Origin of the sequence: Acinetobacter sp. NIOH-H-8 (assembly GCF_046635365.1) — a bacterium.
Taxonomy (GTDB): domain Bacteria; phylum Pseudomonadota; class Gammaproteobacteria; order Pseudomonadales; family Moraxellaceae; genus Acinetobacter.
The window spans coordinates 15,253-39,673 of record NZ_JBHDVN010000021.1 but is presented as its reverse complement, the minus strand read 5'-3'; the positions used below and the strand labels follow the sequence as shown (position 1 = coordinate 39,673).

Below are 24,421 nucleotides of genomic sequence, written 5' to 3'. Positions count from 1 at the left end.
CTGGATGAAAATAAAATTTAAGGCGGAAAAATGTCGATACTGTTACAAATAGCGCTGGTTCTGGCGATTGCACTGTTCATGGTGCCACTGAGCCATAAACTCAGACTGCCAACAGTGCTGGGCTATTTACTGACAGGTTTAATCATTGGGTCGAGTGCCTTAGCGCTGATCTCTGCTCCTGAGGTGATGCAGACTTTTATTCAAATCAGCCTGTTATCCCTGATGTTCTGGATTGGTCTGCAACTCAGACCACAACGAATTCTTCAGCTTGGGCAACCCCTGTGGTTTATGGCCATTTTACAGGTACTGAGCACGGCCCTGATTTTGAGCCTGCTGGCCTGGTTCTTTCTCGATCAGCATCTGGTTTCCAGCATTGTCATCGGACTGGCCGGCAGCCTCTCTGCCATGACGTTGGTGACCCAGTTTTTAAATAATCAGCAACAACTGGCGACCAGTTATGGTCAATCCGCTTATGCCAACACCCTGATTCATGCACTGATTGCAATTCCTATCATTGCAGCGATTCCGCTTTTTGCTGGGGTCAGTTCAACAGAACATGGCATAGCTTATTTTGCTGCCATGATGGCTACCTTTACTGGCTTATTTCTATGTAACCGCTATTTCATGCAGCCGCTCTATCGCTGGATTGCCAAAAATGGTCGTCATGAATTGCATAGCATTGTTGCCATTGTCATTTTCCTGAGCTTACTAGTCCTGATGGATACGCTGGGACTGAATCTGTACCTCGCGGCATTATTTGCTGGCATGTTACTGGCTGATTCTGATTTCCGGATTTCGGTCGAAAAGAGTCTGCAGCCTTTTAGCGGATTATTGATTGGGCTGGCTTTTATCAGCCTGGGCATGTCATTGCAGTTTGCCGATATACTGACGCAACCCGTATTGATTATTGCCGGAACACTTTCGCTGATCCTGATTAAATTTGCGATTACCTTAGGATTGGCACGTTATTATCAACATAGCTGGCGCAACAGTACGCTACTCGCCGCCAGTGTGGCACAAAGTGGTGAGTTCGCTTTTCTGGCACTCATCATTGCACTTTCGCAGCAGATCATTACTCCAACCCTGCTCTCCCCATTGATGTGGATGGCAAGTTTATCCATGCTACTCACACCGGCATTTTACTGGTTATTACATAACCAGATTCTGCCACGACTGGATCGGCAAAATCATTTGGCAGCAACCTTTGACATTGAAAGCCTTCCACCAAATACTGCACCAATTTTATTAATCGGTTTTGGCCGTTTTGGCCAGATCATTACCCGTATTTTGCTGCAACAGCAGCAAAAATTCAGTGTCATGGACAGCAATATCGAAGCAACTGAATTGCTCACCTCTTACGGTATTACCTTCTATCAGGCCAATGCGACTGAGCCAGAGGCTTTAGCTCAGGCACATCTGGATACGGTTCAGCATGTGATTGTCGCCATTGATGATATTGAAGATTCACTGCTGACTGTCCGGCATCTGCGATTAAATTATCCTGATATGTCTTTATGGGTACGGGCACGTGACCGGCATCATGTCCATCTACTTCAGGAGCTGGGCGTGGAACGAATCTGGCGAGAAACCTATGCTTCTGCACGAGAACTCAGTCAGTGTCTGCTAGGTCAGCTGAGCGGACTGTCTGAAGAGCAGGCGCAACAAAAGATCCATGAGTTTCATACTCACGATGAAAACCTGCTCAATCGTCAATTTCATCTGGATACGGAGAGCCCGTTTAATTCTGCAGGCTCAAGGAATACACTGGCAGAACTGGAGTATCTTTTTGCTCAGGATCAGCTAAAAAAAATACCAGAACAGGATACGGACACGCAACAGGACAACAACGCTTCAGGAATTGATGCCATAAGAGATGATCTGGCATAACTTGTGTTTTACAATAATGCCACCATTAAAGCAGGGTTATGGAGAATTTTATGTCTGATTTACGCCAACGCTTTTTTATTGAAGATAGCCCTGTTCGTGGTGAAGTGGTGCATCTTGAAGAAGCTTTACAAACAATTTTGGCCCAGCGTGATTATGCGCCTGCAGTAAAAATCCTGTTAGGTGAAATGCTGAGTGCCACTGCACTATTGGCCAGTACCCTGAAAATTAAAGGGCGTATCAGCCTGCAAATTCAGGCTTCAGGCACATTTAAATGGGCAATGGCTGAATGTAACCATCGCGGTGAAGTACGTGCACTGGCGGATTACGAAGAAGATCCACACTTTCAGGCAGCAGAAGATAGCAGCACAGTTTTAAAATCACTGACTAATCCAGTGCTGTTTATCAATATCGAGCCTGAATTTGGTGAACGTTATCAAGGTATTGTTCCGCTTGATCAGGAAAATCTGGCTGGCTGTCTGATGCAATATTATGACCTGTCTGCCCAGATTCCGACACGTATCGTGCTGGCCAGTGATAACAATCGTGCAGGTGGTTTGCTGATTCAACTGCTACCGCGTAACAGTGAAGAAGAACAACGCCGTGTCGATGAAGACTTATGGCCACGTCTGACCATGCTGACTGAAACATTAAAAACAGAAGAACTGGTCACTCTGGATGCCAATGAAATTCTCTATCGTTTATATAACGAAGAAGAAGTGCGCTTACCAGAAGTAGAACATTTGCAGTTTGGCTGTACCTGTTCTAAAGAACGTTGTGCGATTGCCTTACAGCAGATTGGTGTAGAATCGGTTCGTGAAACTTTAGAATTCCAGAATCCAATTGAGATGGACTGTCAGTTCTGTAATAGCCGTTATATCTTTACGGCTGAAGAAGCTTTGAGCCTGTTTGGCGAACACCTCAGTTAATAACCGCCCCTGTTCGACTCAAAAAAGCACTCAATATTGAGTGCTTTTTTCATTTTATATTTTCATAAAATATTGACCAAAATTTCTCATAAAAAAAGTCAAATGTACTTAATTTCAAGCTTACCCCATGATTAAAATTTGCACACCGATAGAATCAGAAGATCAACGGTATTTTCAAAGTAAAAAAATCAAAAAAATAAGTGGAAGATTTTAAATAAAATTTCGATATTTAATGGGTGTGATGTTATGTTTTGTACAGAGCTTCAGCTATGCAGCCGAAATCACGGGGACATGGAAAGCCATTGATGACAAAACGGGCTATGCGCGTGCTGATGTTGAAATCAGTAAACTCAATGATGGTACTTATCAGGGTAAAGTTGTTCGTATCCATGCCATTCCAAATCGTCCTGCACATACCCATTGCTCTAAATGTAAGGGGGCACTGAAAGACGTACCTATTCTGGGTCTCTCTGTCTTATCAGGTCTAAAACCAAATCCTGAAAAGAAAAATGAATTCGTTAATGGTTCAATTCTCGATCCACTAACCGGTAATGTCTATAAAAGCAAGGCAACTCTGAATTCCTGAGGTAATGTACTGACGCTTCGTGACTATGTAGGTACACCCATGCTCGGACGAACAGTATCCTGGGTGAAAGTCGAATAAATCTCATTTTTTATAAATTCTCATCTGCAAGCTGTCTGGCCAGATCAAAGGCTTGGACAGCTTAAAATCATTATCTTTATCCCATTCCTTATCACGTAAATACTTACTCATTCTCATCATGCTGAATGAACGTAATTTTTAACTCATATTCATTTTTCTTAATTTAATGTGATTATTGACTGGTATTTAGTGTATTTTTCACGCTATATTAATCCCATAATTTTTTTATGCCTTTAAGAAGTTAAATATATTTTCAATAGCATGGGGTAATGTGGCAATGAGATTCAAACTGCTTTGTTCTATCATTCTTACAGCAGCAAGTACCATCAGTCTATCCGCGTTCGCCAACAGTGATCCATTGCTTGGCCACTGGAAAACCATTGATGACCGTACCGGTTATTCCCTGGCAGATGTGGTGATTAGTAAAGATGCTCAGGATCGCTATATTGCCAAAATTGTGCATGTGCGTGAGATTCCTGGGGCAGCTCGACAGCAAACTTGCACTCTATGTAAAGGCGCATTAAAGGATCAGCCGCTCATTGGACTAACAATGCTTAAGGGACTGAGCAGTCATCCCGACCATAGCAATGAATTTATTAACGGCACTCTGCTCGACCCGGTTTCTGGACAGCTTTATCAGGCCCGTGCCCGCCTGAAAAATAATGGCAGGCATCTCGTCATTCATAGCCGTGCTGAAGGTGCACCGGTCGGACGCAATATGACCTGGATTAAAAACTAGTTTCGAATTCAGATTATTAAGAAAAGCTCCTTAGGAGCTTTTTTATTTTTAGGTCATGTGATAATTCACATGAATTTATTAATTTTATGCCAATCTCATCACATTTTACGCTATTGATTTTGTTACATTTTATGAATAAATTAGAGTAATAAATCTAATACGAATAATCATTGATCAACAGGCATGTTATGAAGAAAATTTTAAGTCGCTTAATGATGGGGATCACATTAGCAACAGCAGCAGGTTTAAGCCTTGCGTCTGAAGATCCACTACTGGGGAAATGGAAGACTATCGATGATCAATCCGGTTATTCTCGTGCTGATGTCGAAATCCGCAAAAAACCAGATGGTAGCTATGAGGGAATTATCGTAGAAACCCGCAGCCTGCCAGGTGCAGAAAAACTGGGAATCTGTAGCAAATGTCCAGGACAACTTAAGAATAAACCATTTATTGGCTTGCCATTTATCTGGGATTTTAAGGCAGACCCAAAAAAACCTCGCGAATTCCATGATGGCAAGGTACTGGATCCAATCAGCGGCAAAGTTTACAAAGGTAAAGCGCGTTTAAGCGCCAATGGCAAACGTCTGACCCTGCGTGGTTATGTAGGCGTTTCGGTTATCGGACGCAGTGTTACCTGGATAAAATACTAATTTTTTTCAGTTTTCCATGCCCCTGTTTCAGGGGCTTTTTTAATGGTTATGATTTGAAACAATTAAGTACAAATAAAAACTGTTTCCCTTAACCCAAACTCATAATAATGAATTGAAGACGGTTATTTTTTATTCACACAATGATCTATCTTCAGCTGCAATTCAATCTGCTACGGACTCTGGAACCTCTGGAACGGAGTATCCATGCAACATGTATTCCTCAATTAATAGGCATGGGTAAATGTGTGTTGCAAACAGCGGATGGTTTGCAAATGACAGATAAAACTATAAAAACAGATGCCCGCCTAGATCTTTGTTTCCCTGCCCAGACTGAGCTGTTCAGGTTCAAGCAGGATTTCCATAGGATAGGAGTTCCTCTTCTAGGCAGGATGCTGGTTCAAATAGCATTCCATACCGTTAGGGCACAGCGCATCGGCCATAAAATATTATGGCATTCCCCTACTTCAGGACGACCTTCCTCTCTGAATGTCTCAAGCCTGGCTGTTTAAGGAGTAGAGCTATGACTACAATTCAATATAGAGAAAACTTTTCCAACGGTTATATCCCCTCTGAAATCATGGATGATCGTACCTTTGATTTGTTCCACTTTTCTGAAGCATGTGGCCAAAGTCCGGAATGGGTGATGCAACTCATTGAACATGGAATTTTGCCGAACCGTTCTAAAACCCATCCTGGTACCTTCCTCGGGGAAGATATTACTCGAGCACAACGCGCTTACCGTTTGCAGCGTGATTTTGATGCTTCCTTTAGTGCCGTTGCCATGATGCTGGATCTCATTGATGAAGTGCAGGAATTACGTCGTGAGGTGAAACATCTGCATTTCAAATAATGCCTTTTAATGTCCGGTCTGCTTGAGTTAGATCAATGCGGACTAGGGCATATTTTGCTTTTTTCTTTTATTTTTTGAGTGATAAATATCCCTATGAAAACCAAAGACTGCAATAAAAAGATCAAATATATGTTCCCAGAATACCGTGATTTAATTGTGCAATTACGTGAGGAAAATCCGTACTTTGCCCGATTGTTTGAGGAACATAGCGAATTGGACAAACAGATTAGCCAGCTTGAACTCGATCCAGTCAATCATATCAATGATGATATCGATGCGATTAAACGCAAAAAGCTAAAACTGAAAGACGAGATTTATCGCATGCTGAAAAACTCTGAAGCCGATCCGCTTACCTGAATGAGAACAGCTTTCTTGACCAAGAGTCTTTCCATATAAGGTTTAATCATCCGTTTTATCTAGAATGTGATTATTAAATGTATTTCGGTTCTTAAATAAAGAATCTGTCCAAATAAAAAAGCCCGCATGATGCGGGCTTTTTCAGACTTAAAAGTAATCGAATTATGCTTGTTCGATGTCTTTCATTGTCAATTTAATACGACCACGGTTGTCAACGTCAGCAACCTGTACTTTCACTTCCTGACCTTCTTTCAATACGTCAGCCACGTTGGCAATACGTTCGTTAGAGATTTGAGAAATGTGAAGCAGACCGTCAGTACCTGGCAGGATGTTCACGAACGCACCGAATTCAACGATACGAATCACTTTACCAGTGTAAATAGTGCCCGGCTCAACTTCAGCAGTCAGCGCCTGAATTTTTGCAATCGCAGCCTGTGCAGCAGCTTTAGTTTCACCAAATACGCGTACTGTACCGTTATCTTCGATGTCAATCGCAGCTTTAGTTTCTTCAGTGATTTGACGGATAGTGGCACCACCTTTACCAATCACGTCACGGATCTTGTCAGGGTTGATGTTGATCACTTGGAAAGTCGGCGCGTGCATAGAAATTTCTGGACGAGCACGTGAAATCACTTGATTCATCGCGTTCAGGATGTGCATACGACCTGCATAAGCCTGGTTCAATGCAACTTCCATGATCTCTTCAGTAATACCTTCGATCTTGATGTCCATTTGCAGCGCAGTAATACCGTTGGCAGAACCCGCTACTTTAAAGTCCATATCACCAAGATGGTCTTCGTCACCCAGGATGTCAGAAAGAACTGCGAAACGTTCGCCTTCTTTCACCAGACCCATTGCGATACCCGCAACTGGTGCTTTAAGTGGAACACCGGCATCCATCAATGATAGAGAAGCACCACATACAGACGCCATTGAAGATGAACCATTAGATTCAGTAATGTCAGATACGATACGGATCACGTACGGGAAGCGGTCAGCTGCTGGAAGCACAGCTTGAACACCACGACGAGCCAGACGACCATGACCGATTTCACGACGTTTAGGACCAGACTCACGACCTGTTTCACCTACAGAATATGCAGGGAAGTTGTAGTGAAGCATGAAGTTATCAGTTTTAGTACCGGCCAGGGTATCTACCATCAACGCATCACGAGTATTACCCAGAGTAGTAGTTACCAATGCCTGAGTTTCACCACGTGTGAATAATGCAGAACCGTGAGCGCGGTCTAATACGCCAACCTGTACATCAAGGGCACGAACAGTTTTAGTATCACGACCATCAATACGTGGTTTACCAGACAGGATGTTGTCACGTACGGTACGGTATTTAAGATCTTCAAATAATTCGTTTACGTCATCAGCAAGACCTGTTTCGTCGCCTTCTGGAACGAACTGAGCGAGTGCTTCTGCTTGAAGTGCATCAAGTGCTGCATAACGGTCTTGTTTCACCGCAATGGTATATGCTTCAGAGATTTTCGCTTCGAATGCTTCTTTCAGTTTTGCACGAAGGTCTTCGTTTTTCTCAGGAGCAACCCAAGTTGATTCTTTCGCACCAGCTGCAGTCGCGAATTCTTTGATTGCTTGGATCGCGATTTGCATTTCATCATGACCGAACAATACTGCACCCAGCATTTGGTCTTCTGAAAGTTCTTTCGCTTCTGATTCAACCATCAGTACTGCAGATTCTGTACCTGCAACCACAAGGTCAAGATCACTTTCTTTCAATTGTTCAAAGCTTGGGTTTAGAACGTATTCACCGTTGATCAGACCCACACGTGCCGCACCGATTGGACCACGGAAGGGTGTACCTGCAATCGCAAGTGCTGCAGAAGTACCCAGCATTGCTGCAATGTCAGCTTCCATAGTCTTGTCAGAAGATACAACAGTCGCAGTCACCTGGATTTCGTTATAGTAACCTTCTGGGAACAATGGACGGATTGGACGGTCGATCAGACGTGAAATCAGCGTTTCAGCTTCAGATGCACGGCCTTCACGTTTACCGTAACCACCAGGAATACGGCCAGCTGCGTATTGTTTTTCTTGATAGTTAACAGTCAGTGGGAAAAAGTCTTGACCTGCTTTAGCAGTTGGTTGAGCAACAACAGCAACTAATACAGTTACGCCGCCCATAGTAATCAATACAGTATTGGCTTGACGCGCAACACGACCTGTTTCTAGGACAACCTGATGTTGGCCAAATTGGAATTCTTTACGAACAATATTAAACATCGACATGTTTTATTTTTTCCTGATTTTATTCTAGTGGAGACCCCTAAGGTTTGGCATTCACATCCATATGGACGGGTAAATGACAAAGCTTAGAAGCCGACCTCACCAGAAATAAACACTATTTTTAAACACAAAGAAGGAGCGAACATTCGCCCCTTCCCCTGATCTAGCCAAAGGCTAAACCGACTTTAGTTTTCAGCAATAAAGCACAAGGCATGCAATAAACCCGAAAATAAAGTTTAAATCGAATTAACGACGTAAACCTAAAGCACCGATCAATGCAACATAACGACCGTGGTCTTTACCATTTAGGTAGTCAAGAAGCTTACGACGTTGGTTAACCATACGGATCAGACCGCGACGGCTATGGTGGTCGTGTTTGTGCTCTTTGAAGTGACCTTGTAAGTCATTGATTTGAGCAGTTAAAAGAGCTACTTGAACTTCTGGTGAACCAGTGTCGTTTTCAGCGCGAGCGAATTTAGCAATGATCTCTGCGCGATCTGCGTTTGTTAAAGCCATTCGATTTCTCCGAGATGCTTATATATCTTGATAAAAATCAAAGTAATGAGAATTCAATACATTGACTGCCGTGCATCACTACAGCAAGTTGCATATTTTAAGGGAAATTGCGTCAGATTGCAAAAATAGATCATGAATTTTGAGGGTGTCGGCTGCCAGATGTCTTGGCTTATTTGCTGATATGAATAAATTCCATATGGTTTAATTTACACATAATTTCAGGAATTAGACCTGATCTGGCTTATGAGTAGCTGTTTAAATAACTGCAGAAATTAACTGATCTTTTTATATTTAAAATATTTCTGGTCGCGCTTAGAAATAAATGATAAAAAAAAGCCCGAGTAAACTCGGGCTTTTTCGCGCTGTAGTTTCTTCTATTATCATTTTTTATTTATTGTTTTTTTTAGTGCGTTTTACGCTTTATTATTTTCAAATCTTCCTGACTAAAAATAACTTCCTTGTGTGGTAGATTTTGCCATATTGTCGAAATGCTCATAGAGGCATTTATCTTCACTCGCTGTAAGCCATTGCGTACAAAATTGTCATCGAAATTTGCAAAATATTACACTTATATATCTTTTAATTACGCTATTTACTTAAATTTACTTATTCTGCCAACTTAATTGAACTATAAGATTATGGCAAAATTCCATTAACAGCAGATATAAAAAAGCCTTGTAGTCTCTCCCAAAACTACAAGGCTTAGCGGCTGTAAGTTTCCTCTTTCACTTACTTCACTGTAAGTTCGCTGTCTGGTGACATTCTTGTTCTTATTATGCGATTTATACCCAACTTTCCGTGTTGAGTTCTTTTGTGTGACCAATCTTCTCAAAAACCGAGTAAAAGCTCCATGCGCCAATTTCCTGAATCCATGTAAGCATTTACCTACAAAAGTTATTTATTTTTTGCCAATAAATTGTTGCATTGTTCAAGTATTTTTCTGCTTAAACCACTCTTTCGTGTGGTTCTGACACATAGCGCTTGTGTAAATGCGTCGCGATCTACCAGTAAGCTCACAACTTTTTTGGCCCGGGTAATTGCTGTATAAATCAGTTCCTTACTCAGCAAATTTTTGGCCTGTTGATCGAGTACTACAGCCGTATGAGTAAATTCTGAACCTTGCGATTTATGAATCGTCAAAGCAAATGCCGTTTCGATACTTTTCGGCAAGCGTGTCGCCAGTACCCATTTTTCCAGATTCGGGAAATACACTTCAAATTGTGACTGTCCTTGTTGTTCTCTCCAGAAACAGATTCCAATATCACCATTGGACAGACCCAGCTGATAATCATTATAAGTCATCATCACTGGTCGGCCGGTATACCAGTCGCCCTGTTTTAACTTGCCTACACTGGCCAGAAAACGCTGTTCAATCTGCTGATTGATTTTATTCAAACCCAGATCACCATGCCGGATTGCTGTAAGAATCCGGTAATGATCAAAGTACTGAATTGCCTGCTGCATATATTGCTCGAAACCAGCCTGATCTTGAGCCTGCTTGATCGCGTCCGCATAGGCCTGATAGCCATACATCAGTTGATCATAATATGGGTCTAACTGTAGACCTGTAGTTGGGTTTATTTCTGGCAGATATTGCAGTTGCAACTGGTCAATCTCTACCTGATCCAGTGCAATTGCTTGCAGCTCACTCGCAGCAACCACTTGCTGTTCAAACTGGTTTAAAACCGATGCTGGAACATGTTCCTGCTGGATAAAGTGCGCCATCGCACCAATCCGGGCGCCTGAAGCAAAACGGCGTGTCGTGATTAAATTGACCCGATTATCTGCCAGAACAGAAGTCTGCTGTAAATCTGCCAGTACAGTGCCGACATCCACCGAGGCCAGCTGGTCTGCATCGCCTAATAGAATTAAGCGGGCTGAATCTGGCACTGCAGCAAGGAGCATCTGTGACAGGCTTAAGTCCAGCATGGATGCTTCATCAACCACGATCACATCATATGGCAAAGGCTGCTTGGCATGAAACCGTGGGCGTCCCAACCGGCCCAAGCCCAGTAAGCGGTGCAAAGTAACGGGTTGAACCTGCTTTAAAGCCTCCAGTTCAAAAGCTTGTAACTTTTCACTATGTAAAGCTTTCTGCAAGGCTTCTTGCATTCGCTGCGCAGCTTTACCCGTCGGAGCGGCCATCGCAATCCGGATATTAGGCAAGGCTTCATGTAGTACAGCAATCATATGTGCCAAGGTGTAGGTTTTACCAGTTCCTGGCCCACCGGTAATAATATTCAGTCCCTGCTTGGCGACCATTTCCAGCGCTTGCTTTTGCTGTGGATCTGTCAGGAGGTTACGATCACGCTCACTTAAATTTACTGGTGTGATGGCTTGTGACTTGATCCGGGCGATCTGGGTGGCGACCGCTTGTTCCAGCTGCCAGTAGCGGTATAAATACAGCTGCCGGTTTTCAAAAATAAAAGGTGCAATGCCTTGAGCCTGCTGGCTACGATCCAGCACCAGATGATGCAATAGAGCGGTTTGCTCGGCACTGGCCGGAATACAACTATTGCCCTCCTGCATCGCTTCAAGGAGCTGCTGAATCAGCAATTTTGCGGCAGCATCAAAGGTCGCCGAACTGAACGGTGGCTGACATAGATAGTCAATCCAGGCCATTAAATGGGCTGATTGCTGAGACACGTGAATTTGCTCATTTTCCACACAGTTATCCTCAAAGTTATCCACAGGATAATCTTCTGTTTAAACTCTTAAAATTTTATAAATCATCAAAATTATGCTGATTTTTTCTGCTCAAAATAGCCCAGAATTTCATCCAGTTTCAGAATAAATTCCAGACCAGGCTGCCAGTGATAAGCGCCTTGTTCAGCCTGACCATTCATACCGCGCAAATACAGATAAGTCGCCCCACCCAGATGCTGCTGCATGTCATATCCCTGCATGTTCACGCTTAGATAACGATGCAATGCCACCAGATATAAGGCCGCTTGCAGCCAGTAACTGGAGTGGGTCATATTCTGCTGGATGGCCTCGGCCGTGTAATGCTGCTGATCCGGCCCGAGAAAATTGCTTTTATAATCGGCAATATGATAGCGCTGGCCATCAAAATAAACCAAATCGATAGACCCGGTCAGATAGCGTGCCGATTTTGCCTCATTAAAATCAGGCATGAGAATATCATGCTCGACAAACAGTTGCTGGATCTGACGAATCTGTAAGGGCGCATCGGTTAAAGACAGGTAAAACGGGAATTCAGACAAATAAGTACCTTGCTGCAACTGCTCCAGGCTGAACTCTGCCTGTAGGGGTGCAGCCAGAATTTCTTTGAGCCAGTCATGAACCCGATTGAGCAGAAGATCTTCAATCATCTCATCAATGAAATGATCGAATGCCTGCTGAAAAACGGCTTCTACCTCCAGTTGTGCTGCTGCCTCAGCAGGCGTCATCTGCGCCATTTCCTGTTCGAAAAACTGGATAAAAGGTTCATCATCCAGTTCTGTAAAATAGTGCTGAAACTGCCCTAAGAAGTTCAGCCATTCAGAGTGATCGAATGTTTGAGCGGAACGGAAAAACTGCTGCCATTCCTGACGATAAGCTTCACTCTGATCATGCAGGCGAATTCCGGTCAGGATTTTATAATTCAGGCTGGAGAGTACTTTTTGCATACTCTGCTGCAATTTCTCCGGCTGCATTTGACCTTGACGAGCCACCTGACTGAACAGGGTCTGTAAATTCACACAGGCTGTCTGATAGCCCGAAGTAAATGCCTGCTGTAACAATGGACGAACATGAAAGGCCTGATGAAATTTCTCTTTCAGTTCCTGCCAGATTTGTGGCGCCGTATTTTTAAAACGGCGGCGGATTTCCAGATTCCAGTAACTGCGATCCTGAAAATCGATATGCTCAAAAATACTGTGCAGGAAGGTTCCGGCCACCGTGCCTTTTGGGAAATTCAGCTTGATCCAGTCCAGTGGCTGACCGGCTGATTGCTGTTCCAGTTCCAGCAGATTCATTTCATCTGCGGCACTGTCCGGACGTTCAGAAGCGATGACCAGATCATCCTGCAATATCGCCTGATGCGGGAGATGCTGTGACAGCGCGGTAAAGCTGGTTTTAGTCCGTGGATAGAACTGTCGCTCCGGTAAAGGATGAGCCTGCATCTGTAACGGTGCTTCTGTCTGTTTTGCCACAATTCTAGGCGGCTCAGAAGCCAGAGGTTGTTCCAGCAGACTTAGGGCATGCTGAAAGGCCGCCTCACCTTGTCCACGCCAGAATGCCAGGCCTGAATCCGCCTGTCCGCTCTGATCTTGCAGCATGGCATAAACCCGGTGACTGGCCCGGGTCAGTGCCACATACCAAAGCCGGTGATTTTCTGCGGCATTCCGGGCCGCATTTTGCAAAATCGCCTGCTCATGCAAGTCCTTATGATTAACTGCAATTACCCGGGATTGTTCCAGTACATTTTCCGCGGCTGACAGGGAAAAGTTCAGATTTCCCTTATTTACATCAAAAGGTGCATCGGCACCTAACAGGAACACCACTTTAAATTCCAGACCTTTGGAAGCATGGATGGTTAAGAGCTGTACCCCATGATCGCCAGAGAGTTTTCGCTCTTTTTCGTTATCCTTGCCTGAAGGTGATTGCAACTGACGCAAATACCAGTGATACAGCTTTTGAGCACCCTGATAATATTCACTTTGCTGACACAGGATCTCGGTCAGGTGACGTAAATTCACCACTACCCGTTCATTGTCCAGACTCTGGCTTGCAACCAGATTGGTCCAGACCTGAAACAGGTTTAAGGCATAATTCCAGGCGGTGAGAAACCCTTTTTCAAACCACATTTCCCGGATAGCATCAAAGTCTGCAATATAACGGCTCAGACCTTCGCTCTGCTCTTGCAGTTCGATTAACTTTTTCAGGTTAAAGCCCAATAAACGGGTCAATAAGGCACGTTTGACTTTGGCTTCATTAAAAGGCTCCATGATCGCGGTGAGAACAGCTGCAACATCCTGAGCCACCGGGCTGGCAAAGACGCTCTGCTTAGATTCCTTATAACAGGGAATACCCATACGTTGCAGACGCTGCTTGACCTGTTCCAGCGCATAATGGCCAAAACTCAGGACTGCAATATCATCCGCTTTTAAGTGCCGAACATTGTCACCCTGCTGGAAATACAGTTGCTGCTGTTCAGACTGATTCAATAACTGGCGGATTTTCCAGACCACCTGATCGGCTTCAACATCCTGTTCACCGAGTTGAATCCAGCGCAGTGGATGCGGATTGCTCAGCGTTTTATCGATTAAATCCGGATGTGGCCGGCTCCCCGCCTGAATCAGGGTGTAATGCACCTGTTCACCAAAATCCATCTGGCGTTGAAACAACGCGTCCACCACCTCGACCAGAGGTTTTACCGAGCGATGGTTCTGGATCAGAGTATATTCACGGCCCTGCTTTTGCAGCACATCGGCACGCGCCTTGTTATAGGTCAGCATGTCGCCTCCACGGAAACCGTAAATCGCCTGTTTCGGATCGCCCACCATGATCATACAGCCGGCTTTGACCCGGTTCGGATCGCGCCAGATTTTAGCCAGCAGATCATCCTGATCCTGGTTGGTATCCTGAAATTCATCCACCAGAATGAGTGGATAGCGTGCCTGTACAAACTGGGAAAAACGCTGACCTTGCTGTCCCTGTAGAGCTTCAGCCAGAGTACGGATTTGTTGGGAAAATGTGGTTTCGCCCTGTTTTTGCAAGGTCTGCGGCAGACGGTTCTGCACACTGCGAATAATATGATATTCAAGATAGGTGGTCAGCTGCTTCAGCTGTGCATCCATCTTCTCTTTGACCTCGCACAATCCATCAATGGCCTGAATCAGATTATTTTGTAGAATCTGCTGCTGCTCTGCTTCCGGACAGCTTTTGTTAAATACTTGCTTCATTGAGACCGGCTGAAAATCGGTTTTCTTGCGGCGCAAATAACATAGATTCAATAAAATCGCATGCAGTTCTGGATCAAAAAAGCTCATTACACCTTTGGTTTCCAGTGCCGCCATCCAGGTCATAAAGTTTTCACAGACATCACTTAATCTGGTGAAAAAACTCTTATGAAAATACTTCGGAGAATTCTGGCAATACTCCCGAATGATCTCAATTTCATGTTCATGTACATCGAACAGGCGCTGGATGCAGTGCTCTAGTTCAGCCAGATCCCATTCGACTTTTTCTACCTTCTGAAAGTATTGCACACGGAAATTTAGAGCATCACGAACTAGTCCAGTATAGTGTTCTACTGGTTTCAACAAGTTTTGCAGATATAGATGATTGACCATATATTGCGGCTGCTGCTGGATCCATTCCCGCAGCACATCATGAATCAGTTGCTGGATATATAGGTCCTGATCTTCAGTCAGTTCGGCCCGCTCAATCTTGCCGCTTTCAAAAGCAAATTCACGTAATAATTTCTGGCTAAAGCTGTCCAGTGTCCCGACAAACAGCTCATCTAGCTGGTTCAGAACCAGACGTAAACGGCGCCGGGCATAATCCATGCGTGAGCCATAATCTTTCAACACCTGCTGGAACAGCGGATCCAATTCAGCCTGGATTTTGGCGGTGATTTCGACCGAATTCAGCTCCTGATGACGCTGAATGAAGGCCAGCGTTTCCTCGACTCTGAGACGTACCCGGTTTTTCAGTTCAGCTGTAGCCTTACGGGTAAAGGTTGTGGCAATCACCTGATGCGGATAATACTGATCCAGAAAAATCCGTACCATCAAACTGGATAAGGTATAGGTTTTACCGGTCCCCGCGGAAGCTTCAATCCAGTGCAGGCCGCTAAAGCGCATGTCCTGAATCGGATTGGTTGAAATCTTTTTGTTCTGGTTGGGTAACATGGTCATTATTCTTTTATCCATTCCAGATGTTCATGAATCGGTGCATATAACGCATGGGCAAAATCATGGCAACAGCGTTGCAAGGCCAGATCCGGGTCCTGATCCTGCAAAATAAACTGCCAGTCCTGATGCAACTGGCTGGATTCATCGCTGGCCAAAGGCTTGGCACTTTCATAGCTGTTGTTCCAGGCCTTTAGCAGTTCCTGCATCTCGGCAATGGTGATCTGTCCCTGTTCATTTTCGGTCCATTCCCAGGCCTTTTTCATCAGCAATTCGGCAGGCAATACCAGCGGCTGGGTCTGTCCCACTTCCCAAGCTTTCAGCCAGGCCTGTAAATGATGACGTGCCTGACTAGAACGCAGCCCGGAGAACTTCAGGGTTTTATTACTGAAAATGACAATCCGTTCCAGCTGCGGAGACAGTTCATCATTGTTCAGATAGGCCAGCCAGAGCAGATATTCCAGCCAGACCTGTGCCCGACGTTTTTCCGAAGCGGAGGAAGACTGCATACTCAGCCAGTAACTGCTGTGCGGCACTTGCGGCAAGGTAATATGAATCAGCAATTCAGGGTTATATTGCCAGGTTTGCTGAGTAACAGGCGTCAGCTCTTTATTCAGCTGTAATAAACGTTCTTTTAGCGATTGCTGTTCCTGCTGACTGCTGAGCCAGGTCGCTTCCTGAGTTTTTCCGACCGGTAAGCGATCCAGCATCAACTGCGGTTCAATCTCTTGATCCTGTTGCAGCAAAAAATCCCGAACCTGATACTGTTCCAGTTTATTCAGCAATAAGGGTTCTCGTGAACTTGGCAGATCGGCATATCTCACACTGGAAATACCGACACTTTTCAGGAATAGGCGTGCCGGGAAAATCATGTCACGAATCCATTCATCCCCTTTCAGCACCCGAATTTCTTTCTGCATCAGTGCCGGATAATGGGCATTGATCCAGCTGCTACGCTTGCCTTCTGCACTGCGAATATATTCTGCTACAGCAAACCACTGGGTCTGATAACGTGGAGTATGGGATTCAACGTAACCGATTGGATCGAACGGCTGTAATGGATGCACATGATAGAGCTGACGGATATGCTTAGCCACGCTCAAACCATTGAGCTCAACCGTTTCATCGACTTCAGCATCGGGCTGGTCTGACTGGCAGATCAGGGCAATATGCTGGATCAGTTCCTGCAATGAAGTGGATGGATCACGCGCTTCCCCGTCATCAACGTCAAAGCCATTATAGAACAGCCATAAATTGTCCTGCGCCAGTAGCAATGCATCCAGAAAAGCACCCTGGTCATCATCCAGACGGGAACGATCGCCCAGTTGCGGCTTCAGACTGTTCATCAGATCAAATGGCACCTGCTGATTCCGGCTCGGAAATTTACCGGTATCCAGATTCAGCATCACCACCAGCTTATATGGCAACGGACGGATCTGTCCGATCTGACTAAAGGTAATCTGTCCGGTCGGCTCGGCCTGATCCAGCTGCATCTCCAGTGTATTCTGAATTTCTTCCAGTACATAAGGCAATGGCAGACTTAAGGCGACCAGCTCCTGACTGGCCTGCGGATCATCCTGATCGTGATAATCGGCCAGCGTCAGCATCCGCATCTGCTTGTCGATAATCTCTGCAACCGTCTTTAAGGACTCGACGCCGGCTTCACGGAACTCATTCAGATCTTCACGCAGATATTCCAGCCAGGTTTTTACCGGGGTACGTTGACCCTGTTCATGCAAAATCAACCAGTCACGGCGCTGCACCAGATCCTGATAAATCTGGATCAGAGTCGAAATGAGAGGGAAATCACTACTCAAGACCTGAGCATAGCTTAAGGTATCCTGAAACAGGGCGTGTTCTGGTACTGCAAGTCCGAGTGCCAGCCGATCCAATGCAAATTTAAAACTGAAGCGATAGTCTTCATCACCGGCAGTCAGGCTTTGCTGTAAATGCTGCTGATCCAGACCGCGTTTAAAGCCCGCTTCGCCCAGTAACTGCAACATGCGCTCAACTTGCGCGTAGTCCAGCGCATATAGTTGCTGGGTCGCATTCAGGCTGAGCCAGTCGGCAAAATCTTCGATACTGAAACGTCGATGCACCAGCTGAATCCGGCCCAGTACCGCGCGCCAGGCATTGCTGACATCGAGTCGGGACACCCCGGCAATCTGGATTGGCAGATATAGGTTGTCTTTTTGCAGACGCTGGCTATGGCCTTCCCGTTCTCGCGGTGGTGGTGCAAAGACACTCCGGATCGCCGGCTCCAGCTCTTTCAGGTTCGGGGCCAGCACCAGAATATCGCTCGGCTGACGTGGGGCATCTTCCGTGCCTTGGGCCAGCCAGTGAATCATCTGTTCTTTTAAGACTTCCAGCTGGCGCAGTGAGGAATGACAGACATGAATCTGTACCGAATCATCGTCGGGTTTGAGCGGATACTGGTGTTTTTCCGGTTCCAGCAGGTACAAAATATCCGACTGGATTTTGGCCAGTAACTTATCCTGATATTCATCCACGAAAGCATCGGCCCAGAGACCTTCTTCACCTGAAGACAGTTTGGACAATAACGAGAAATGATCACGTGCCTGCTTGCCAAAGCGGGTCAGCAAGGGATGACGCGATTCCCGGTCTTCGGCATTAAAGTTCAACTGAAAGGCTGCAAAGAAATGCTGGATTTCGGTATCAGTCGGCAAACGTCCCTGCGATTTTTCAAATTTCTTGATGAAACGTTCCTGCACGCCAAGGTCATAACGTGCTTTCCAGTCCGGATCGACACTATCGGCCCAGTATTCCTGTGATGGGTTAAAGTGGAAAATATAAATATCGATGTATTGACCGAGACGGCGCAAGAAATCCAGTTGACTCGGTGGCAATTCTAGCAAGGTAAAGACCACGACCTGTTGTGGCAAACGTTTTAAAGCCTGTGCCTGAGTATCTTCATTTTCCAGACGTTCCCAGTACATCTGTTCGATGTCCAGAATCTTGGCATAATCATCCTGAAAGACATGCTGCCATAGCCAGCGCTGCCAGGCTTCCAGTTCGCGTGCCTGAATCTTGACGAAGTCTGCCACCGGAATTTCATGGCCATTTTCATCTTTAGGAATATAGATCATCTGCTCAAGATCGAGCGCGATATCCTGCCCCCAGGACGCTAGCCAGTTGGTGGGACAACGGCATTCCTGTGGCGGGCAATTCCGCGCGCAATAACCACGATAATCCATATAATGGCTAAACAGGCGCGAGACCTGTTCGGATACCCAATACAGCATGCTTTGTTTTTTCAGCTGCTTCTCTGTGCCCTGTTCCAGACGATCTGCGCTGTCATAAATCCGCTTGATAATCGAATACAGAGGATGATCGACCTCTAATGGAATCTGCTCAGGCAAAATACATTTACGTAGTGCCTGAAATACCCGCCATTTAATAATAATTCGGGGAATATTGGCTTCACGGATCTGTTCAACTTCTTTTGGATTATTTAGCACCCACTGATAGGAAGTCCACTGAAAGGCACGGATCCGATGATGAAACTGGGTATTGGCACTGATGCCCTTTTTCTCGGCAATTTTCTGGGTGAGCCAGGCCTCGACTGCAGGAGACGGTACAATAAAATGCCGCGGCTGTAACACGGCCAAGGGATTTTTCGCGCTCTGGTTGACGATACGCAGCATACTATCCAAAAGCACATCAATGCGTTGACTCTGAATAACATGAATTGCCATCGTTTCCCCTGAAAAATGAGATGGAGCAGTACTACAAAATGATAAAGATTATTTACTATACTTACCGAACTGTCTATGTCACTTTAAAACTCATACTTCAGTCAAAAAAGTTCTTTGAAAAAAGCATCTTATTGATGTTTGAACAGAAAAAAACAACATCTAGCTTTAGGTAGTGCCCATGAAATTAGACAAAATTCCAGATCGTATCGATCCAAGTTTAGATTTAGACAGAATTCGCAACGAGTGCTTAGAGCTAACCAAAAAACGTGCCTATTATTCTGCCGGAGCAGCTGTGATTCCGGTGCCATTTCTGGACGTGGTCATTGATGTCGGCATTCTGTCGCAACTGATTCCGGAGATCAATGCCCGCTTTGGTCTAGCCCCTGAACAGATCAGTGTGTTTGATCCTGCAACCAAACAGGTGCACTGGAATGAACTGCGTAAACGCGGAATCGAGTTTTCCGGTCTGGTGGTAGCACGTACAGCAGTCAAAAAATCTTTGAACAATGTTGCAGCGAAAGTGATCACAAAGCAAGTCACAAAATTCATTCCACTCGGTGGTCAACTGGTAGCCGCGAGCCTCGGTTATTTTGTCATGAAAAAAATTGCTGAAGCGCATGTGGAAGATTGTTATCGCACAGCAAAAAATATCCAGCAAAAACAGATTGCTCAAGGCAAATAAATTTCCCGCCCCATTTTTTATCCTCAAAATTTTCATAATTCAGGCAGATTAATCTGCCTGAAGCTGCTTTAAAATTGTTTTTAAAATTTCGACCCGAGCGGTGTTTTTATCATCAGTGGCGATAATGTGCCATGGTGCCTGTTCTGTCGACGTACGTTCAAACATGTCGGCGGCCGCTTTTAAATAATCCTCCCAACGTTCCCGGTTACGCCAGTCTTCATCGGTGATTTTAAAACGCTTATGTGGAGTATCTTCACGCGCCTTGAAACGGGCGGCCTGCTCTTCCTGGGAAATCGCCAGCCAGAATTTAATAATTACGGTTTGATGATTAATCAGGCTCTGTTCAAATCGGTTAATTTCATCATAGGCCCGCTGCCATTCTGCCGGACTGGCAAAGCCTTCTACCCGTTCTACCAGCAACCGACCATACCAGGAGCGGTCAAAAATACAGATATCATCATCGGTTTGTAGCTTGTTCCAGAAACGCCATAAATAAGGACGATTCAGTTCATATTTTTCCGGCGCCCCAATGGTCTGGATTTCATATTCACGTGGATCCAGCTTTTTCACAATCCGCTTGATTGCTCCGCCCTTGCCTGCTGCATCCATCCCTTCAAACAGCAAAATCACATTGCGTGGGTCTGAGCGCAGCGCCTTGGCCACCTGAAGAGACAGTTTTTTCAGTTCCGCCTTATAGTCCTCTGTCTTGGCAAGCTCTTGCGAAGGATGCTGCAATAATTCTGGAATTTTGGTCTGTTTCCATCGTCCTTTGGCCCGAACCGGATGATTGGGACAATGTTTTAAAGCCTGCAAAATATGCTGTGCAAACTGCTGGTCACGCCGTTTTTCATCTTCCCCATCAATGATCAGCCAGTCGTCGTCTTTACTAAACCGCTCTCGCAAACGTTGCACGGTGTCGTACTTTTTTTTGTCGCGCCAGTCCAGCCCATGCAGTTTGTGCCATTGCATTTCACTCGGATCCATCTGATCCAGGCGTTTTTGTAGCGTTTTCCAAGGCAAGTCGAACCAGACCTTGACCACATCAACATAGTTATTTTTTAGATCCTGCTCAAAGGTACGCATATCTTCCAGATAGGCATCAAACTGGGCATCATCAATGGCACCAGTCTGCATGGTGGTTCTGAGCAGATCGCTGTACCAGTTGCCAAATAGCACCATAATCTGGCCCTGGGCAGGAATAAACCGTGTATAGGGTTGCCAGAAGGTCTGTTTTTCTCCTAATACTTGCGGCTGATCGGCCTTCACCTGCAAATAACGAGGATCTACCCATTCACGTAACTGTTTGACTGCTTCGCCCTTACCTGCCAGCTCGATTCCATTGACCAGAACAATCAGGCTTTTGCCATTTTTCTGACCCTGGGTTTTTCTCAGATCATACTGGGCATTGATCAGCGCAAGGGATAGCTCGTCTTCGTCCATTAACCGGAAACTTTGTTCTTCTGTACGCATGGAGATCCCTCATCTTTTATTCTTGTGGGCAGTATAGCGAGGAGTCTAAACGCAAAAATAGCGTTAGCAACGTTTTTCACACGATTAGATTGTCTGTTTAAACAGCAAATTGACATTCAAATAAGGAATCATTGATCAATTTGTCATAGCGAGATTGCGCCACACCCTCTAAGATTCTGAGATCGAAAAATCATATTTGAAAATACATGTCCAAACTTGCCCGATTAGATGAACTCTTAGAACAGTATTATCAGCTGAAGTATCACACTCAGCCTGAAATTTTAAGCCGTTTACAGGATGTGCAGGCATGGCAAAAGACAAGAATGCAGCGCAGCCATCATCAGCATTTTTCTGAAAAAAATAACCAGCTGATGGCCGAATATTTCCTGAATCGGCTCTATGGCGGCCCGGACTTTGACGCACTGGCCGAACAGATTGCCCGACTGATGAAATATGCGCACAAGGCAGAAAAAATGATTCCGGAAAATGCCCTGAAAACCGGAACCTCAGGCGTCGAACTGGCGATCTTGGCCGTGCAACTGGATGAACAGGTCGCGATTCAGCTTTTAGAGGATTACCCTGCCAACGCACCATTGACCGATGAAATGATGCGTGTGACTTATCTGAAACTGGATCAGGGGGAAGCACGTTTGAAACAGCTAGCATTGCTGGATCAGCTGGGTGTCAGTCTGGATAAATATATGCGTTCCTTTGTGGTGTATACCGCCTTCAAGATGTGTAAAGGCGCAGCCAATAAATATCATTTTCAGGTGATGTATGAGTTTATGCAGGACGGTTTCCAGGCCATGAAACCGTTAAAATCGGCAGAAAAATTCGTGCATGACTTTACTGCGATTGAACGCGGTATTATTGATAAGGTGCATTCAGGCGATCCAGTGCCATTCCAATAGTAGATTCCTTTCCCATCCATGATGAGGAAGGATTGCGGTCCTGCCTGATCCTGATATTTTCAGGTTTTTAGGGCAGGCCATCGCCAATGATAAATCATATGAATTATTCGATCACTGGCAGTGAAGATTTCCGCCCATATTCCTATTTTTCTGTATATTATTCATAACAATTGCATCATGATTGCTGAATAACATCCAAGAATCTGTCATTATGCAGGCAATGCAAGATTAACCCGATTGATATGTTAGGAGTGACTCCAATGTCGAATGAAAATCAAACGCCTACCCCTACACCCGAGTCGGCACAACAGACAGACAAAGTGAGCCCATTCTTAACTACTCCGCTTCCGCAAGGCGCTCCACAAGGTCAGCAACAATCTCTAGAACAACGCCTGACCGATACGCCTGTGACTGGAACTGTCCCTAAATATAACCTGCCACGCGGTGCCAATACCAGTAACGTCGGTCCAACCACGCACTTCGGCTACAAGACTGTGAGCAGTGACGAAAAAGCCCAGAAAGTGGCTGAAGTATTCCATTCGGTAGCCAGCAAATACGACATCATGAATGACCTGATGTCATTCGGCATTCACCGTCTGTGGAAACGTTTTGCGATTAATATGTCAGGCGTGCGCCGTGGCCAGCATGTGCTGGATATTGCAGGCGGTACAGGCGACCTAGCCAAAGTATTTAGCCGTGAAGTGGGCCCTACCGGTCATGTAGTACTGTCTGATATTAACGAATCCATGCTGAATGTTGGCCGTGATCGTCTGATTGATGCCGGCTGTACCAATGTTGATTTCGTTCTGGCGAATGCAGAAACTCTAGAGCCATTTGCCGACAACAGCTTTGACCTGGTAACGATTTCTTTTGGTCTGCGTAACGTCACCGATAAAGATGCTGCACTGGCAGCCATGTATCGTGTGCTTAAGCCAGGCGGTCGTTTACTGATTCTGGAATTCTCTAAACCAGTTTTTGAGCCATTCTCAAAACTGTATGACCTGTATTCATTCACCGCTCTACCAATCATGGGCAAAATCGTGGCAAATGATTCAGAAAGCTATAAATACCTGGCTGAATCAATCCGTATGCATCCAGACCAGCGTACTTTAAAAGGCATGATGGAAAATGCTGGCTTCCAGAACTGTGATTACCACAACCTGACCGGCGGTATCGTTGCCGTTCACCGTGGCTTCAAGCTTTAAGGGTCGTACCCGATATGTGGTCACTTCTCGCTCTCGGTGCTGTTGAACGCCTGATTCATCATATGATTGATCTGGATGCGATTACCCGCATTCAGCTCAATGCTTTAGCCGGCAAAATGTTGCGGCTGGTCATTACCTCACCGCAACTGTCCGTCGATGTCTTCTTTGATGAGGGCAAGGTTCGTCTGGAACCAACGCCAACCGGTCATACTGAAGAATCTTCGATTTTTGAACAGCGCCCTTATGAAGCCAATAGTACTCAAATTCCTGAAGCAACGGCGACGCTACAGGTGAATAATGTCGTAGAGCTGCTTAAACTGCTGCTTGCTGATGAAGTCGGTAATATTCCATTGCAAGGTGACTATAAACTTCTGCAAGAAATCCAGCGCATCATGCAGCAGGCAGAACCTGATCTGGCGGCGCATTTGAGTCCCTGGATTGGCCCTGCTCTGGCACATGAAATTGGCAAGTTGCAGCTGGCTCCGAAGCATTTAAAACGCACTTTACAAAGCCAGTTATTTTTTGCTGAAGATGCCCTGAAAGAAGATAGTGGTCTCTTTGCCCCGCGCTGGCAAATGGATGACCTGAATCAGGATACCCGTATCCTGAACCAGAATTTAGATCGCGTCGAAGCCAAAATCCGTCAGCTTCAGGCACAGATTGAATCTGACGATTCTACTGATCAGCCATTTACTCCTGCTACACCTCATATTCCTTCTCAATACTAGGTACACCGCT

The 24,421-nt window shown here is 45.3% G+C and carries 17 protein-coding genes; 11 read left to right on the top strand and 6 right to left on the bottom strand.

What is annotated here, in order from left to right; all coding sequences use genetic code 11:
• Positions 1-30: 30 nt before the first annotated feature.
• From ACEWB7_RS09925 to ACEWB7_RS09895, 7 genes are all read left to right on the top strand, one after another.
• The gene (locus tag ACEWB7_RS09925) at positions 31-1,887 is read left to right on the top strand and encodes a cation:proton antiporter (protein ID WP_312310070.1); all 1,857 of its coding nucleotides are present in this window, start codon (positions 31-33) and stop codon (positions 1,885-1,887) included.
• Positions 1,888-1,937: 50 nt separating this feature from the next.
• Positions 1,938-2,813, top strand: coding sequence for an Hsp33 family molecular chaperone HslO (gene hslO, locus ACEWB7_RS09920; RefSeq protein WP_159123419.1), 876 nt, complete (start codon positions 1,938-1,940; stop codon positions 2,811-2,813).
• Between the two features lie 232 nt (positions 2,814-3,045).
• The gene (locus ACEWB7_RS09915; protein ID WP_312308615.1) at positions 3,046-3,399 is read left to right on the top strand and encodes a DUF2147 domain-containing protein; all 354 of its coding nucleotides are present in this window, start codon (positions 3,046-3,048) and stop codon (positions 3,397-3,399) included.
• Positions 3,400-3,754: 355 nt separating this feature from the next.
• A complete protein-coding gene (locus ACEWB7_RS09910) occupies positions 3,755-4,216 on the top strand; it encodes a DUF2147 domain-containing protein (protein WP_005232479.1) in 462 nt (153 codons plus the stop codon).
• Between the two features lie 188 nt (positions 4,217-4,404).
• Positions 4,405-4,866: a DUF2147 domain-containing protein gene (locus ACEWB7_RS09905; protein WP_286713948.1), complete on the top strand. Its 462-nt coding sequence runs from the start codon at positions 4,405-4,407 to the stop codon at positions 4,864-4,866.
• 520 nt (positions 4,867-5,386) lie between these two features.
• Positions 5,387-5,716 carry a chaperone modulator CbpM gene (locus tag ACEWB7_RS09900; protein ID WP_004781729.1) on the top strand — a complete coding sequence of 110 codons (330 nt, stop codon included), beginning with the start codon at positions 5,387-5,389 and terminating at the stop codon, positions 5,714-5,716.
• A 93-nt stretch (positions 5,717-5,809) separates the two neighbouring features.
• Positions 5,810-6,073, top strand: a complete 264-nt coding sequence (locus ACEWB7_RS09895; RefSeq protein WP_004781728.1) for a YdcH family protein — start codon at positions 5,810-5,812, stop codon at positions 6,071-6,073.
• 162 nt (positions 6,074-6,235) lie between these two features.
• On the opposite strand, the gene pnp is transcribed toward ACEWB7_RS09895, so the two are convergent.
• The 5 genes from pnp to ACEWB7_RS09870 all read right to left on the bottom strand — a co-directional run bounded on the left by pnp (position 6,236) and on the right by ACEWB7_RS09870 (position 19,415).
• A complete protein-coding gene (gene pnp, locus ACEWB7_RS09890) occupies positions 6,236-8,323 on the bottom strand; it encodes a polyribonucleotide nucleotidyltransferase (RefSeq protein ID WP_171505581.1) in 2,088 nt (695 codons plus the stop codon).
• A gap of 249 nt (positions 8,324-8,572) precedes the next feature.
• Positions 8,573-8,842, bottom strand: coding sequence for a 30S ribosomal protein S15 (rpsO, locus tag ACEWB7_RS09885; RefSeq protein ID WP_004637724.1), 270 nt, complete (start codon positions 8,840-8,842; stop codon positions 8,573-8,575).
• 894 nt (positions 8,843-9,736) lie between these two features.
• Positions 9,737-11,509, bottom strand: a complete 1,773-nt coding sequence (gene recD / locus ACEWB7_RS09880) for an exodeoxyribonuclease V subunit alpha (RefSeq protein ID WP_291359512.1) — start codon at positions 11,507-11,509, stop codon at positions 9,737-9,739.
• 71 nt (positions 11,510-11,580) lie between these two features.
• Positions 11,581-15,705 (bottom strand): UvrD-helicase domain-containing protein, encoded by a 4,125-nt coding sequence (locus tag ACEWB7_RS09875; protein ID WP_312308626.1) that lies wholly within the window; start codon positions 15,703-15,705, stop codon positions 11,581-11,583.
• On the bottom strand, positions 15,705-19,415 hold the full coding sequence (locus ACEWB7_RS09870) for an exodeoxyribonuclease V subunit gamma (RefSeq protein ID WP_312308628.1): 3,711 nt from the start codon (positions 19,413-19,415) through the stop codon (positions 15,705-15,707). Before ACEWB7_RS09870 ends, ACEWB7_RS09875 begins: the two co-directional genes overlap by 1 nt.
• 178 nt (positions 19,416-19,593) lie before the next feature.
• Here ACEWB7_RS09870 and ACEWB7_RS09865 point away from each other — a divergent pair, with 178 nt between their 5' ends.
• Positions 19,594-20,097 carry a hypothetical protein gene (locus ACEWB7_RS09865; RefSeq protein WP_159123426.1) on the top strand — a complete coding sequence of 168 codons (504 nt, stop codon included), beginning with the start codon at positions 19,594-19,596 and terminating at the stop codon, positions 20,095-20,097.
• 48 nt (positions 20,098-20,145) lie between these two features.
• Here ACEWB7_RS09865 and ACEWB7_RS09860 read toward each other — a convergent pair whose 3' ends face one another.
• Positions 20,146-21,567 (bottom strand): phosphate--AMP phosphotransferase, encoded by a 1,422-nt coding sequence (locus tag ACEWB7_RS09860; protein WP_312308631.1) that lies wholly within the window; start codon positions 21,565-21,567, stop codon positions 20,146-20,148.
• Positions 21,568-21,773: 206 nt separating this feature from the next.
• Between ACEWB7_RS09860 and ACEWB7_RS09855 the strand changes: the two genes are divergently transcribed.
• From ACEWB7_RS09855 to ACEWB7_RS09845, 3 genes are all read left to right on the top strand, one after another.
• Positions 21,774-22,478 carry an FFLEELY motif protein gene (locus ACEWB7_RS09855; RefSeq protein ID WP_312308633.1) on the top strand — a complete coding sequence of 235 codons (705 nt, stop codon included), beginning with the start codon at positions 21,774-21,776 and terminating at the stop codon, positions 22,476-22,478.
• A 260-nt stretch (positions 22,479-22,738) separates the two neighbouring features.
• Positions 22,739-23,683, top strand: coding sequence for a bifunctional demethylmenaquinone methyltransferase/2-methoxy-6-polyprenyl-1,4-benzoquinol methylase UbiE (gene ubiE / locus ACEWB7_RS09850; protein ID WP_312308636.1), 945 nt, complete (start codon positions 22,739-22,741; stop codon positions 23,681-23,683).
• A 14-nt stretch (positions 23,684-23,697) separates the two neighbouring features.
• The gene (locus tag ACEWB7_RS09845; protein ID WP_312308638.1) at positions 23,698-24,411 is read left to right on the top strand and encodes a hypothetical protein; all 714 of its coding nucleotides are present in this window, start codon (positions 23,698-23,700) and stop codon (positions 24,409-24,411) included.
• Positions 24,412-24,421 lie beyond the last annotated feature (10 nt).

Coding starts and splice junctions, on each gene's coding strand:
- ACEWB7_RS09925 (WP_312310070.1), top strand. CDS start 31: ATGTCGATACTGTTACAAATAGCGCTGGTTCTGGCGATTGCACTGTTC.
- hslO (WP_159123419.1), top strand. CDS start 1,938: ATGTCTGATTTACGCCAACGCTTTTTTATTGAAGATAGCCCTGTTCGT.
- ACEWB7_RS09915 (WP_312308615.1), top strand. CDS start 3,046: ATGGGTGTGATGTTATGTTTTGTACAGAGCTTCAGCTATGCAGCCGAA.
- ACEWB7_RS09910 (WP_005232479.1), top strand. CDS start 3,755: ATGAGATTCAAACTGCTTTGTTCTATCATTCTTACAGCAGCAAGTACC.
- ACEWB7_RS09905 (WP_286713948.1), top strand. CDS start 4,405: ATGAAGAAAATTTTAAGTCGCTTAATGATGGGGATCACATTAGCAACA.
- ACEWB7_RS09900 (WP_004781729.1), top strand. CDS start 5,387: ATGACTACAATTCAATATAGAGAAAACTTTTCCAACGGTTATATCCCC.
- ACEWB7_RS09895 (WP_004781728.1), top strand. CDS start 5,810: ATGAAAACCAAAGACTGCAATAAAAAGATCAAATATATGTTCCCAGAA.
- pnp (WP_171505581.1), bottom strand. CDS start 8,323: ATGTTTAATATTGTTCGTAAAGAATTCCAATTTGGCCAACATCAGGTT.
- rpsO (WP_004637724.1), bottom strand. CDS start 8,842: ATGGCTTTAACAAACGCAGATCGCGCAGAGATCATTGCTAAATTCGCT.
- ACEWB7_RS09875 (WP_312308626.1), bottom strand. CDS start 15,705: ATGACCATGTTACCCAACCAGAACAAAAAGATTTCAACCAATCCGATT.
- ACEWB7_RS09870 (WP_312308628.1), bottom strand. CDS start 19,415: ATGGCAATTCATGTTATTCAGAGTCAACGCATTGATGTGCTTTTGGAT.
- ACEWB7_RS09865 (WP_159123426.1), top strand. CDS start 19,594: ATGAAATTAGACAAAATTCCAGATCGTATCGATCCAAGTTTAGATTTA.
- ACEWB7_RS09860 (WP_312308631.1), bottom strand. CDS start 21,567: ATGCGTACAGAAGAACAAAGTTTCCGGTTAATGGACGAAGACGAGCTA.
- ACEWB7_RS09855 (WP_312308633.1), top strand. CDS start 21,774: ATGTCCAAACTTGCCCGATTAGATGAACTCTTAGAACAGTATTATCAG.
- ubiE (WP_312308636.1), top strand. CDS start 22,739: ATGTCGAATGAAAATCAAACGCCTACCCCTACACCCGAGTCGGCACAA.
- ACEWB7_RS09845 (WP_312308638.1), top strand. CDS start 23,698: ATGTGGTCACTTCTCGCTCTCGGTGCTGTTGAACGCCTGATTCATCAT.